Here is a 13095-nt window from a genome sequence, read left to right as displayed (position 1 = left end):
GTCGCCAGCTTATCGGCCTGATCGTCAACCATCGGAACCGCCACCGACCGGGCGCATTTGCTTTCATGTCAACCTATCGTCTGAAGAACCTGCTGTCGCCGCGTTCGGTCGCGCTCGTCGGTGCGAGCGCCCGCCCGGTCTCCGTTGGACGCGCCGTTCTGGAGAACATTCAGAAGGCTGGCTTCACGGGACAGTTCGGCCTCGTCAACCCGCGCCATGCCGAGATCGGCGGCGTCGCGGCGGTGGACAGCCTCGACAAGTTGTCGTTCGTGCCGGAGCTTGTGATCATCACGGCGCCGGCGCGCGCGGTTCCCGGCATTGTCGATCAAGCCGGGAGGCGCGGCTCGGCGGGCGCCCTGATCGTCTCTGCCGGGCTCGGTCACGGGCCGGGGTCCCTGCAGGAGGCCGCCATCGCTGCGGCCGGCAAATACGGCATGCGGCTGATCGGGCCGAACTGCTTGGGCATCATGATGCCCGGCGTGAGCCTCAATGCGAGTTTTGCCGCGCACATGCCGGGAGCGGGAAATCTCGCGCTGATTTCGCAATCGGGCGCGATCGCGGCCGGCATGGTCGATTGGGCCGCGCAGCGCGGCGTCGGCTTCTCCGGCATCGTCTCGATCGGCGATCAGATCGATGTCGATATTGCCGATCTGCTCGACTATTTCGCGATGGATCACAAGACCCGCGCGATCCTGCTCTATATCGAGGCCATCAAGGACGCGCGCAAGTTCATGTCGGCCGCGCGCGCCGCGGCGCGCGTGAAGCCCGTTGTCGTGGTGAAGTCCGGCCGAATGGCGCAGGGTGCGAGGGCGGCTGCCACCCATACCGGTGCGCTCGCGGGCGCCGACGCCGTCTATGACGCGGCGTTCCGCCGCGCGGGCGTCCTGCGGGTCTCCGATCTGCGCGAGCTGTTCGATTGCGCCGAGACGCTGGGCCGCGTCGAGTCGCCGGCGGGAAAGCGCCTCGCCATCCTGACCAATGGCGGCGGCATCGGTGTCCTCGCCATTGACCGATTGGTCGAGCTCGGCGGCATTCCGGCGACCATCTCGGCGGACGCCCGCAAGAAGCTCGATGACGCGCTGCCGCCGACCTGGTCCGGCGCAAATCCCGTCGACATCGTGGGCGACGCCGATGCGTCGCGCTATGCGGCGGCGCTCGAGGTGCTGCTCGCCGACCCCGACAACGACGCGGTCCTGGTCCTCAACGTGCAGACCGCGATCGCCTCGGCCGCCGATATCGCAACGATGGTGACCGAACGCGTCAAGGCATATCGCGAGAAGCACCGCAGTTGGGCCAAGCCGGTGCTTGCCGCCTGGATCGGGGCAGACCAGAACATCATCGAAACACTGTCCGGCGCCGGCATTCCGAACTATCCGACCGAAGACGACGCCGTGCGCGGCTTCATGTACCTCGTGAGGCACCGCGAAGTCGTGGAGGAGCTGAGCCAGGTTCCACCCGCAATGCCAGACACTTTCGTGCCGGACGCACGTGCTGCGAAGCAGATCATAGCTGCTGCCATCGCAGACGGCCGCCAATGGCTTGAACCCGTCGAGATCAAGCACCTGCTCGAAGCCTACGATATCGCGATGGTGCCCACTTACGCTGCGGCCGATGTCGAGCAGGCGGTGGCCTACGCGGAAGAAATCTTCGCGCAAGGCGCCACCGTCGTGCTGAAAATCATGTCGCGCGACATCGTCCACAAATCCGATGTCGGCGGGGTCGTGCTCAATCTGACGACGGTCGAGGCGGTGCGCGCCGCCGCTACCGATATTCTCGTTCGCGCGAGGAAGCTGCGTCCGCAAGCTCGCATTGAGGGCGTCATCGTGCAGGCGATGGTGGTCAAGGCGAAGGCGCGCGAGTTGATTCTGGGCCTTGCCGACGATCCGACCTTCGGCACGGTCGTCGTGTTCGGCCGCGGCGGGACCGCGGTCGAGATCATCAACGACAAGGCGCTTGCGCTGCCGCCGCTCGATCTGCAACTAGCCCGCGACCTGATCGACCGCACACGCGTGTCACGGCTGCTCCGCGCTTACCGGGACGTGCCGGCGGTGAAGCCCGATGCCGTCGCCATGGTCCTGGTCAAGCTGGCGCAGATGGCCGCCGACATTCCCGAGATCCGCGAATTCGACATCAATCCGCTGCTGGCGGACGAAACCGGCGTGACCGCGGTCGACGCTCGCGTCGCGGTAGGGCCGCCGCAACGGAAGTTTGCCGGCTCCGGCGCCGCCAACTTCGCCGTTCGGGCCTATCCGTCGCAATGGGAGCGCCGCCTCAAGCTCAAGGAGGGCTGGCGGATCTTCGCGCGGCCCCTGCGTCCGGAGGACGAGCCGACCATCCACGCATTCCTGCGTCATGTCACGGCGCACGACCTTCGTCTGCGTTTCTTCGCGCCGATGAAGGAGTTCACTCACGAGTTCATCGCCCGCCTGACCCAGCTCGACTATGCGCGCGCGATGGCGTTTATCGCATTCGACGAGGCGACCGGTGAGATGGTCGGCGTGGTCCGACTCCATTCGGATTCGATCTATGAGAGCGGTGAATATGCGATCCTGCTGCGGTCCGACCTCAAGGGCAAAGGTCTGGGATGGGCCCTGATGCAGCTGATCATCGACTACGCGAGATCGGAGGGCCTGAAGACCATCTCGGGCGACGTGCTCCGGGAGAACACCGTCATGCTCGAAATGTGCCGGCAGCTCGGCTTCGATGTGAAGCCGGATGCCACCGAACCGGATATTTGCGACGTCAGGCTGAAGCTCTGAGCGCGCCCGTTAGGAGCGCGCTTCAGCCGAATTTGTCGCTTCGGAGTCCTTGGCCGTTCTCCGCAAATTCTTGATCAGGACCGCAATCAGCGGCACCAGCACGGGCAAGATCGTGCTGAGCGGATGGTGCACGGCGCCCGACACCTGGGCCTGGAACGTGCGTGCCTCGAGCTGAAGTGCTTCGATGGATGCGCCGTGAATCTCGTTGGCGAGTTCGATGTCGCGGCCTGAAGGCGGCCGGCCGGCAATCACGAAGAGAATTGCTGCGATGGCAAAATTGACGGCGCCGAGGATGGCCGCCGCGCCAATGGCACTCCAGATCTGCACCAGTGCGAAATAGGCGGACAGCTCCAGCATCAGGAGCCCGAACGCGGCGATCAGCGCCGCAAAGGCGCGCAAGCCGAGGGCCGATCAGCAGGTGGCGCAGCCTGATGTCCGCGATGATCCTGTCGGTACGCCAGAGCACTCGCAGATGTTTGACGACATTTTCCGTGTTCACCTAGTGCCTCCGCAGCATGAAGCCGACGACCACGCCGAGCGCGAAAGCCGAGGCCAATGATGTGATCGGGCGGTCCGCAATGAGGCCCTGAAGCTGCTCCTGCTCCTCGTCGACGGTCTCGCCGAGCTCGGCGAGCGCAGCCTTGATCTGATCCGCAAGGGCCTCCGCACGGGCTTTCGAACTGTCGAACATCTCCTCGCCGGCGGTGCTCAGCAAGCGTGTGACGTCAACCTTCAGCGTGCGCAGTTCTTCGCTCATCCTGTCGCTGTCGAACATGGATCTGATTTCCCCGTTGAATGGAATCAAACCTAGGACCCGCCGGCGCGACCGTGGTTGATTTGCGTCAAGAAGGCAGACGCGTCGTGGTCTTGAGACAGGTCAAACCGGCTGCCACATGCTGGCCTAGAATGACCGGCTGAATGGGGACCTCGTTGTCCCGATGAGGTGGAAGCGTGAACTCCGAACCGCTGTTGCTGGCAACGCCCTCCGGCGAAGAGCTGAAATTGTGCCCGGAAGGGCCGTGGATTGCCGCGAACGTGTCGATGCTGGAGACATTGTCCCGGTCGGTCGGGGCGGACGTCGATCGATCCAGAGCCGTGACGCTGGACATGTCAGGCGTCAGCGCGCTCGACACGCTCGGCGCCTGGGTCCTGGAAAAGCTGTCGCGCAGGGCCTCATCATCCGGTCGATCGGCCGAGTTTATCGGTGTCGCCGACCATTTCAGTGGCCTGATGGAGGAGGTGCGTCAGGTCAACCGCCACACGCCGCCGCCGGCCCCTGCACCCAACCCTGTCCTGCTCAGGCTGAACGATCTCGGCAAGTCCACGGTCGGCGCGCGCGAAGACATCACGATCTTTCTCCAGATGTTGGGCGCGTTGTTCATGGCCGTGATCGGCGTGCTGCGCCGGCCGCGCTCGCTGCGACTGACATCGCTGATCTATCAACTCTATCGCATCGGCTGGCAGGCCATCCCCATCGTCGTGCTGATCACCTTCCTGATCGGCGCCATCATCGCCCAGCAGGGATTTTTCCACTTCCGCAGATTTGGCGCGGAGTCCTACACCGTCGACATGGTCGGCATCCTGGTGTTGCGCGAGCTCGGCGTGCTGATCGTCGCCATCATGGTCGCGGGCCGCTCGGGAAGCGCCTACACCGCCGAGCTCGGCTCGATGAAGATGCGCGAGGAAATCGATGCGCTTTCGACCATGGGCCTCGATCCCGTCCACGTCCTGATCCTGCCGCGGGTTGTGGCCCTGGTGATTGCGCTGCCGATCCTTGCTTTCATCGGATCGATCGCCGCACTCTATGGCGGCGGCCTGGTCGCGCAGTTTTACGGCGGCATGGCGCCGGCGATCTACATCGCGCGGCTGCACGATGCGATCTCGGTCGCCCATTTCGAGGTGGGCATCCTGAAGGCGCCGTTCATGGCGCTGGTGATCGGAATCGTCGCCTGCAGCGAGGGCTTGCGCGTGAAGGGCAGTGCCGAGTCGCTGGGACGACAGACCACGACGTCGGTGGTCAAGTCGATCTTCCTGGTGATCGTGCTCGACGGCCTGTTCGCGATCTTCTTCGCCTCGATCGGAATGTGATCATGGGCGAATCGCAAGAACAGTTCGCGATCCGCGTCCGCGACCTCGTGGTCGGCTTCGGCCGGCAGACCGTGCTCGATCATCTGTCGCTCGATGTGCGCCGGGGTGAGATCCTCGGACTCGTGGGGGCGTCCGGCGGCGGCAAGTCGGTGCTGATGCGAACCATCATCGGCCTCATCCCGCGCCAAGGCGGGACCATCGAGGTCACGGGGCGGCCAATCGGCGGCCGCACCGAAGGCGCGGCCATGACATGGGGCATTCTGTTCCAGCAGGGCGCACTTTTCTCCTCGCTGACGGTCCGGCAGAACATCCAGTTTCCGCTCCGTGAAAATCTCGTCCTGTCGCAGGAGCTGATGGACGAGATCGCGATCGCCAAGCTCGAAATGGTCGGGCTGCGGGCGCAGGATGCCGATAAATATCCGGCGGAGCTATCCGGCGGCATGACCAAGCGCGTCGCGCTGGCGCGCGCGCTCGCGCTCGATCCGCCGATCCTCTTCCTGGACGAGCCGACCTCCGGCCTCGATCCGATCGCGGCGGGTGACTTCGATGCGCTGATCGGGACACTGCAAAAGACCCTCGGCCTCACCGTGTTCATGGTCACCCATGATCTGGCCAGCCTGACCACGGTCTGCGATCGGGTCGCTGCTCTCGCCGACGGCAAGATCGTGGCGATCGGTCCGATGCGCGAACTACTGCAATCCGAGCATCCCTGGGTGCGCGCCTATTTCCACGGCAAGCGCTCGCAGATGCTGCAACACGAGATGAGATGAGAGATGGAAACCCGCGCTCCCTACGTGCTGATCGGCAGTTTCGTCCTGGCCGCAATCCTCGCGGTGTTCGGCTTCGTCTATTGGCTGAACAACACCGGCGGCATCGGGCCGCGCACGAGCTATCACGTGCAATTCCAGGGCCCGGTGCCCGGTCTTCTGGTCGGCGCCGGCGTGCTGTTCAACGGCATCCGCGTCGGCGAGGTCACCCAGCTCGGGCTTGCGCCGGACAATCCGCGCTTCGTCAATGCGACAATATCGGTTGCTTCAACCACGCCGGTGCGCGCCGACAGCAGAGTCGGGCTCGATTTCCAGGGGCTGACCGGCGTGCCGGTGGTGACGCTGGAGGGGGGCATCATCGTCGCCAAAGCCGGCGAGCCCCCGACCTTGATTGCCGAGGCCGGAGCGGGCCAGAGCATGACGCAGGCTGCGCGTGATGCATTGCGGCGGGTCGACACCGTGCTGGAGGACAATTCGGGCCCGCTGAAGGACACCATTGCCAATCTCAAGACCTTCTCCGACGGGCTTGCGCGCAACACCGGCAAGATCGACGGCATTTTGGCGGGCCTGGAGAAGATGACCGGGGGCGGAACGCCGGCCCAGAAAGTCACCTTTGACCTGCGCACGCCGCAGAACCTCGGTCCGGCCGGCAAGACGCTCTCGGCGTCACTGGCCATTCCCGAGCCGACAGCGGTCGCCATGCTCCAGACCCAGCGCATGCTGTTCGCGACCGGCGGCGATAATCCGGGCTTTGCGGACTTCCTCTGGGCCGACAGCATTCCCAAGCTGGTGCAGGCGCGGCTGATCGACAGTTTCGAGAACTACGACATCGCCCACGCCCCGTTGCGCACGGCCGATCTCGGGCAGGCGGACTATCAGCTGCTGATCGACATCAGGCGCTTCCGCATTGCCACGGAGGGGGAGACACGGGTCGAGATCGGACTATCGGCGCGGATCGTCGACAAGAACGGCAAGGTGATCGCCTCGCGTCTCGTCGAGACCAGCGAAAAGCTCGACAAGGTCGAGCCGGTCGCGGCGGTCGCAGCGTTCGATATGGCCTTCACGCGCATCGCGAAGGAGCTGATCGGCTGGACGGTGCAGGCGGTGTGACCCGGCTATTCCAAGGTCTTGAGGTAGGACAGGAGATCGTGGATCTGGTCCGGACTGAGCTCGAAGGCTGGCATGTCGGCGTGGCCGGTGTTGATGCCCTCGGCCAGCGCCTCCCCAAGGCTCTCGATGGGATAGCGCCGGTGCAGGGCCCGCAGCGGCGGTGCGATCTTGAGCGGACTGTTCGACGCACGGTCGATCGCGTGGCAGCGCGCGCAATTGGCTCGCGCAAAGCCCTTGCCGCGTTGTTCGGCGGTCGGGGCAGCCAGGGCAGGCGTCATCAGAAGCAACCCGATCAACCCGTGACGCAGCGTTCCTTGCAGCATGTAAAGTGACCCCGTTTAGGTCTGGGAGAAGAATAAGGCGGGGATTCCCTCCAAAATTGATCTGGGTCAACTGGCTTTGGCGCAGTGCAGTAAAATGCAGCCGCGCGAAGGAATGGGCCTGATGGGCACCCGGCGCTTGGAGCGGTCGATGAAGCCCGTAGTCACGATTGAGCCGAACTGGCAGCTCTGCAGCGATTGCGCCGTCCGCGCATCGGCGGTTTGTTCGTCGCTGGATGGGATCGAGCTCCGGGAATTCGAGCATCTCGGTCGGCGCGTCCATTTTTCCTCGGGCGAGACTGTGTTCTCCGAGGAGGACATCACGACCTCGTTCTACAATCTCGTCGAGGGCGTCATGCGGCTGTACAAGCTGCTGACCGACGGCCGCCGGCAGATCGTGGGCTTTGCCTTGCCCGGCGATTTCCTGGGGATGAATGTTTCGGGCAGGCACAATTTTTCGGCCGATGCGATCGGCGCGGTGACCGTATGCCAGTTCGCTAAGGCACCCTTCGGCCGTTTCATCGAGGACCGGCTGCACCTCCTCAGGCGGATCAACGAACTGGCAATTCGCGAGCTGAACCAGGCCCGGGACCACATGGTGCTGCTCGGCCGCCGTTCGGCGGACGAAAAGGTTGCGGCCTTTCTGCTCGGCTGGCGCGAGCGGCTGGTCTCGCTAACGGGGGCGTCGGACACGGTTCCGCTTCCGATGAGCCGCCAGGACATCGCCGACTACCTCGGCCTGACCATCGAGACCGTCAGCCGCACCTTCACCAAGCTGGAGCGCCACGGCGTGATCGAGATCATTCATGGCGGGATCAGCCTGCTCGATCCGGCGAAGGTCGAAGCTCTGGCCGCAGCCTGATTCCGACGTAGCGCGGCTCAATTTTGATCGGGATCAATGCATTCGGCCGCGTGCCCCGAATAATGCCCAAAACCTCAGGGGAGGGCATCATGCCGGCTGACGCGTTGCTTATGAGCATCATTGTCGTGGCAATCTTTGTCACATTCGCCGGGGCACTGGTCTGGGCAGACCGGCAAACCAGTCCAGGCCGGCTCAAGTCAGACGTCAAGCGTCGAAGCTCCTGAGATCACGGTCGCATTTTGAGGCGCCCGCGCGCGGGCTATGCCGTGCGAACTCGGGACGGTTGGCAGCGCCTCAACGCAAGGCGGCGTGCGGCGCTTGCAACTCTGCATCGACTGGGACGAATTGGCTCATCCTTCGGCTGCGGCTTCGCGCCTGACCGCGGCATTTTCGCCGCGTTTGCCTCAAATGGGGGCGCATGCTTTCCGGTTGAAAAACTGGGCTACACTGACTACGCAGGGACCCCAGTGCCTCGCAGTCTTAGGAGCCCAGTGGCGTGCCTCAGGACAAGACCGGCGACGACCCCCGACAAGCGGCGGGGAATAAATTATCGGTCCTGCGCAAGCACCCGATCTTTGCGGATCTGGAGCCGGAGGCGCTGGATCAGCTCTGCCGTTACGCCAAGCACACCACGGTGAAGCGCGGCGCGACGATCGCCGCCAAGGGCGATCCCGGCAACAATCTGTTCGCGGTGATCACAGGGACGGTGAAGATTTCCTCTTCGTCGCCCGACGGCCGCAACGCCATTCTCAATCTGATCGGTCCCGGAGAGATCTTCGGCGAAATCGCGGTGCTCGACGGCGCCCCCAGGTCGGCCGATGCGACCGCCAACACCAATTGCGAGCTCTACATCATCGATCGCCGGGACTTCCTGCCGTTCGTGAAGAGCCAGCCGGCGCTCGCGATGAAATTCATCGAGCTGCTCTGCGCGCGCCTGCGCTGGACCAGCCAGCAGGTCGAGCAGGTGATCCTGCAAAATCTGCCGGGCCGGCTTGCGAGCGCGCTGCTCGGCCTCACCGAAGAGCGCAACTTCGACTCCGGCAGCGGCACGCTTGCCATCACGCAGCAGGAGATCAGCGAGATGGTGGGGATGACCCGCGAGAGCATCAACAAGCAATTGCGCGCCTGGGCGGGCCGCAACTGGGTTCGCCTCGAGCACGGCGCCATCGTCGTGCTCGACATGGATGCCTTGCGCGAACTCGCCGAGAGCGGGCTCGACAGCTAGCTGTCGATGATCGCGACGGCGCGGGTCCAGCCTGCGGAGGCCCGCTCGATCTTCACCGGAAAGCACGAGACGGTGAACCCGGCCGAAGGCAGCTGGTCGAGATTGTGCAGCTTCTCGAGATGGCAATAGCCGATGTGCCTCCCCGCCTTGTGGCCCTCCCAGATCAGGCCGGCATCTTTCGTTTCGGCATATTTCTTCGCGGTGTGGACGAAGGGCGCATCCCAGCTCCAGCCGTCGGTGCCGGTCAGCCGGACGCCGCGTTCGAGCAGATACATGGTGGCCTCATAGCCCATGCCGCAGCCTGAGCTGACATAGTCGGCTTGGCCGAACCTGGCGCCCGCGCTGGTGTTGACGACGACGATCTCCAGCGGTGACAGCGCATGCCCGATCCGCCTCAACTCCTTCTCCACGTCGTCGGCGCTCGCCACGTAGCCGTCGGGCAGATGCCGGAAGTCGAGCTTCACGCCGGGCTGAAAGCACCATTCCAGCGGCACCTCGTCGATCGTCCATGACCGCTCGCCGCGATTCATGGTCGGATGGAAGTGCCAGGGCGCATCGAGATGCGTGCCGTTGTGGGTCGACAGCGAGACCTGCTCGACGGCCCATCCCTGGCCGTCCGGCAAGTCCTGTGCCGTGAGGCCGTCGAAGAACTGCAGCATCCGCGGCAGGCCCTGCTGGTGATCGATGTACTGGATCGTCGGGTGATTGCCAGGCGGATCCGCCGTCACGTCGTTCCTGAGCGGCACGGAGATGTCGATCAGCTTCCGTGGCATCGGCATTCCTCGGGATGGTCCGTTTTGTTTCGCTGCATCTTGAGGAGGCAGCACCGGCGGCGTCAAGCAACGCGCATAAACGCTTTCCGCGGCAGACGGACAGATGATTTCGGAAAAAGTGGGCTACGAGCCGGTTGTCCGCCCAAAGCCGGTTTGATCCATCGATGCAACTCTAGCATCGATCGATGCCGGATTTGGCTTGGACAGAGAATGCCGCGCGCCCTAGGGACGACAATGGCGCTTGACTTCACACCGGAAGTGGAGCGACCCAAAGGCGGCCCGCAGCATCTGCCCAACGATATAATCAACTCAGGAGGAAGCCCAGATGAAGATACTTACCGGCGTCATCACAGCCGCTCTGCTGGCGGTCTCAGCCCCCTTGGCGACCGCACGCGATTTCCGTTCCGCCGACATCCACCCCGCCGATTATCCGACCGTCGAGGCCGTCAAGTTCATGGGCAAGCAGCTCGCTGCGGCGAGCGGCGGCAAGCTCGGCGTGAAGGTGTTCCCCAACGGTGCGCTGGGCTCCGAGAAGGACACCATCGAGCAGCTCAAGATCGGCGCCCTCGACATGATGCGGATCAATGCATCGCCGTTGAACAACTTCGTGCCGGAAACCATCGCGTTGTGCCTGCCCTTCATCTTCCGGGACACGCAGCACATGCGCACCGTCCTTGACGGGCCGATCGGCGACGAGATCCTGGCGGCCATGGCGCCCGCAGGCCTGGTCGGCCTCGCCTATTACGACAGCGGCGCCCGGTCCATCTACACCGTCAAGGCACCGATCAAGTCGCTCGCGGACGTCAAGGGTCTGAAAATTCGCGTCCAGCAATCCGATCTGTGGGTCGGCATGATCCAGAGCCTCGGGGCCAATCCGACCCCGATGCCGTATGGCGAAGTCTATACCGCTCTCAAGACCGGTCTGGTGGACGCTGCCGAGAACAACTGGCCGTCTTACGAATCCTCGCGCCACTTCGAGGCCGCCAAGTTCTACAACGTCACCGAGCACTCCCTGGCGCCCGAAGTGCTCGTGATGTCCAAGACGGTCTGGGACACGCTGAGCAAGGAAGACCAAGCGATGGTCCGCAAGGCGGCCAAGGAATCGGTGCCCGTCATGCGCAAGCTCTGGGATGAGCGTGAGCAGGCGTCTCGCAAGACCGTCGAAGCGGCCGGTGTCCAGGTCGTGACGATCGCCAACAAGGCGGAATTCGTCGACGCGATGAAGCCGGTGTACGACAAGTTCGCCGGTGACGAGAAGCTGAAGGGCCTCGTCAAGCGTATCCAGGACACGAAGTAAGGCCATAGCGTCGGTCCGGCGCGCCGACTGGCGACGCCGGACCCGCAAGGAGACCCGGATGACAGACCCTCACGTCGCAGACCACGAACTGGACGTAGCCGGACGCCCGTCCACCGGCTTGCTGTCCCGGATCAATGCTCCTGTTGCTCGGCTCGGGATGTATCTGTCGGTGACCGGACTGCTCGTCATCGTCACCATCGTCTTCTACCAGGTGTTCGGACGTTACGTGCTCAATTCCAGCCCGACCTGGACGGAGAACCTTGCGTTGGTTCTGATCCTGTATGTCACATTGATCGGCGCCGCGGTCGGCGTGCGCGATGCCGGGCATATCGGCATGGACAGCTTGCTGGTGATGCTGCCGGACCACGCGCGAGAAAAAATCGAGCTTGTCATCCACGTCCTGGTCGCCGGGTTCGGCGTCGCCATGGCCTATAACGGCTGGATCCTCGGAGCGTCGGTCGGAACCGTGAAGATCCCCAATCTCGGGCTGCCCGAAGTCATCCGCTACGTACCGCTGATCGCCTCCGGCGTCCTGATCGTCTCCTTTTCAATCGAGCACATCATCGCTCTCCTGCGCGGCGAAGAAGTCGTCCCCTCATGGAACTGATCATTCTCGGCGCCACTTTCTTCGGCTTCCTGGTCCTCGGCGTCCCCGTCGCCTTCGCGATCGGCCTCTCCGCGATTTGCACCATCCTCTACGAAGGCCTGCCGGTCGCGGTCATCTTCCAGCAGATGATGTCGGGGATGAACATCTTCTCCTTCCTCGCCATCCCGTTCTTCGTCTTCAGCGGTGAGCTGATGCTGCATGGCGGCGTCGCCGACAAGATCGTGCAGCTCGCCAAGAATCTCGTCGGACACATCCGCGGCGGGCTCGGCATGTCAAACGTGGTCGCCTGCACGCTGTTCGGCGGCGTGTCCGGCTCGCCCGTGGCCGACGTGTCGGCGATGGGGGCCGTGATGATCCCCATGATGAAGAAGGAAGGTTTCGACACCGACTACGCCGTCAACGTCACGACCCATGCTTCGCTGGTCGGAGCACTGATGCCGACCAGTCACAACATGATCATCTATGCGCTCGCCGCCGGCGGCAAGGTCTCGATCGGCGCGCTGATCGCCGCCGGCCTCCTGCCGGCGCTGGTGCTGATGGTGTGCATGCTGGTCGCCGCTTACGCGGTCGCGGTGAAGCGAGGCTATCCGGCCGGCAAGTTCCCGGGCTGGCCCGCGGTTTTTCGCTCGTTCGCAGCCGCTCTGCCCGGCCTTCTGATCGTCGGCATCATCCTGGCGGGCATCCTGTCCGGCGTCTTCACGGCAACCGAATCCGCAGCCGTCGCGGTCACCTATACGATCCTGCTGACGTTCTTCATCTACCGCACCATGACCTTGCCGAACTTCCTGCGCGCGGCGGCCAAGGCGGTGAAGACCACGGGGGTGGTGCTGCTGCTGATCGGCGTCTCCACCATGTTCCAGTATCTGATGGGGCTTTACGAGGTCGCCGACTTCGCCGGCGAGATGATGAGCAGGGTCTCGACGCAGCCCTGGGTCATCTTCCTGCTCATCAACGTCATCCTGTTCGTGCTCGGCACGTTCATGGACATGGCCGCGACCATCCTGATCTGCACGCCCATCTTCCTGCCGATCGCGATGAAGGCGGGCATGGATCCGGTGCAGTTCGGTATGCTGATGCTGATCAACTGCGCGCTCGGGCTGAACACCCCGCCGGTCGGAACCACGCAGTTCGTGGGCTGCGCCATCGGCGGCATCTCGGTGGGTGCGGTGATGCGCACCATCCTGCCGTTCTACGCCGCCCTGATCGCAGCTCTGATGTTCGTGACCTACGTCCCCGCCTTCTCGCTGTGGCTGCCCCGTCTGCTGATGGGCTACAAGGGATAGCAGC

General features: G+C 64.0%; 12 protein-coding genes and 1 pseudogene. 9 read left to right on the top strand and 4 right to left on the bottom strand.

Going from position 1 to position 13095, the window contains the following annotated elements; all coding sequences use genetic code 11:
• Positions 1-65 precede the first annotated feature (65 nt).
• Positions 66-2759 carry a bifunctional acetate--CoA ligase family protein/GNAT family N-acetyltransferase gene (locus C7G41_RS31585; RefSeq protein ID WP_106946189.1) on the top strand — a complete coding sequence of 898 codons (2694 nt, stop codon included), beginning with the start codon at positions 66-68 and terminating at the stop codon, positions 2757-2759.
• A 9-nt stretch (positions 2760-2768) separates the two neighbouring features.
• On the opposite strand, the pseudogene C7G41_RS31580 reads toward C7G41_RS31585, so the two are convergent.
• Positions 2769-3258: pseudogene (locus C7G41_RS31580) on the bottom strand (phage holin family protein).
• On the bottom strand, positions 3259-3534 hold the full coding sequence (locus C7G41_RS31575; protein WP_106946188.1) for a hypothetical protein: 276 nt from the start codon (positions 3532-3534) through the stop codon (positions 3259-3261). It lies immediately after the preceding pseudogene.
• A 176-nt stretch (positions 3535-3710) separates the two neighbouring features.
• Here C7G41_RS31575 and C7G41_RS31570 point away from each other — a divergent pair, with 176 nt between their 5' ends.
• Genes C7G41_RS31570 through C7G41_RS31560 form a run of 3 tightly spaced genes read left to right on the top strand, consistent with a single transcriptional unit; the run spans position 3711 to position 6724 of the window.
• Complete coding sequence (locus C7G41_RS31570; protein WP_106946187.1) at positions 3711-4847, top strand: ABC transporter permease; 1137 nt, start codon at positions 3711-3713, stop codon at positions 4845-4847.
• 2 nt (positions 4848-4849) lie between these two features.
• Positions 4850-5617, top strand: coding sequence for an ABC transporter ATP-binding protein (locus tag C7G41_RS31565; protein WP_199198711.1), 768 nt, complete (start codon positions 4850-4852; stop codon positions 5615-5617).
• Between the two features lie 3 nt (positions 5618-5620).
• Entirely contained in the window at positions 5621-6724 is a 1104-nt protein-coding gene (locus C7G41_RS31560) for an MlaD family protein (protein ID WP_106946185.1), read from the top strand.
• Between the two features lie 5 nt (positions 6725-6729).
• On the opposite strand, the gene C7G41_RS31555 is transcribed toward C7G41_RS31560, so the two are convergent.
• Complete coding sequence (locus C7G41_RS31555) at positions 6730-7047, bottom strand: c-type cytochrome (RefSeq protein WP_106946184.1); 318 nt, start codon at positions 7045-7047, stop codon at positions 6730-6732.
• Positions 7048-7195: 148 nt separating this feature from the next.
• Here C7G41_RS31555 and C7G41_RS31550 point away from each other — a divergent pair, with 148 nt between their 5' ends.
• Together C7G41_RS31550 and C7G41_RS31545 are read left to right on the top strand one after the other, a co-directional pair.
• Complete coding sequence (locus C7G41_RS31550) at positions 7196-7906, top strand: helix-turn-helix domain-containing protein (RefSeq protein ID WP_106946227.1); 711 nt, start codon at positions 7196-7198, stop codon at positions 7904-7906.
• Between the two features lie 496 nt (positions 7907-8402).
• A complete protein-coding gene (locus C7G41_RS31545) occupies positions 8403-9131 on the top strand; it encodes a Crp/Fnr family transcriptional regulator (RefSeq protein ID WP_106946183.1) in 729 nt (242 codons plus the stop codon).
• On the opposite strand, the gene C7G41_RS31540 is transcribed toward C7G41_RS31545, so the two are convergent.
• The gene (locus C7G41_RS31540) at positions 9128-9904 is read right to left on the bottom strand and encodes a cyclase family protein (RefSeq protein WP_106946226.1); all 777 of its coding nucleotides are present in this window, start codon (positions 9902-9904) and stop codon (positions 9128-9130) included. The two genes, C7G41_RS31545 and C7G41_RS31540, sit on opposite strands and share 4 nt — an antisense overlap.
• A 325-nt stretch (positions 9905-10229) precedes the next feature.
• Between C7G41_RS31540 and C7G41_RS31535 the strand changes: the two genes are divergently transcribed.
• The 3 genes from C7G41_RS31535 to C7G41_RS31525 are packed head-to-tail and all read left to right on the top strand — an operon-like array spanning position 10230 to position 13091.
• A complete protein-coding gene (locus C7G41_RS31535) occupies positions 10230-11201 on the top strand; it encodes a TRAP transporter substrate-binding protein (protein WP_106946182.1) in 972 nt (323 codons plus the stop codon).
• Between the two features lie 58 nt (positions 11202-11259).
• On the top strand, positions 11260-11808 hold the full coding sequence (locus C7G41_RS31530; RefSeq protein WP_027566714.1) for a TRAP transporter small permease: 549 nt from the start codon (positions 11260-11262) through the stop codon (positions 11806-11808).
• Positions 11799-13091, top strand: coding sequence for a TRAP transporter large permease (locus tag C7G41_RS31525; RefSeq protein WP_085349490.1), 1293 nt, complete (start codon positions 11799-11801; stop codon positions 13089-13091). The genes C7G41_RS31530 and C7G41_RS31525 overlap by 10 nt, the downstream gene beginning before the upstream one ends.
• The last annotated feature ends 4 nt before the right edge of the window (positions 13092-13095 follow it).

Source organism: Bradyrhizobium sp. MOS002 (genome assembly GCF_003020115.1).
GTDB lineage: Bacteria > Pseudomonadota > Alphaproteobacteria > Rhizobiales > Xanthobacteraceae > Bradyrhizobium.
The sequence above is the reverse complement of the archived record's forward strand: the minus strand, read 5'-3'. Positions and strand labels throughout refer to the sequence as shown.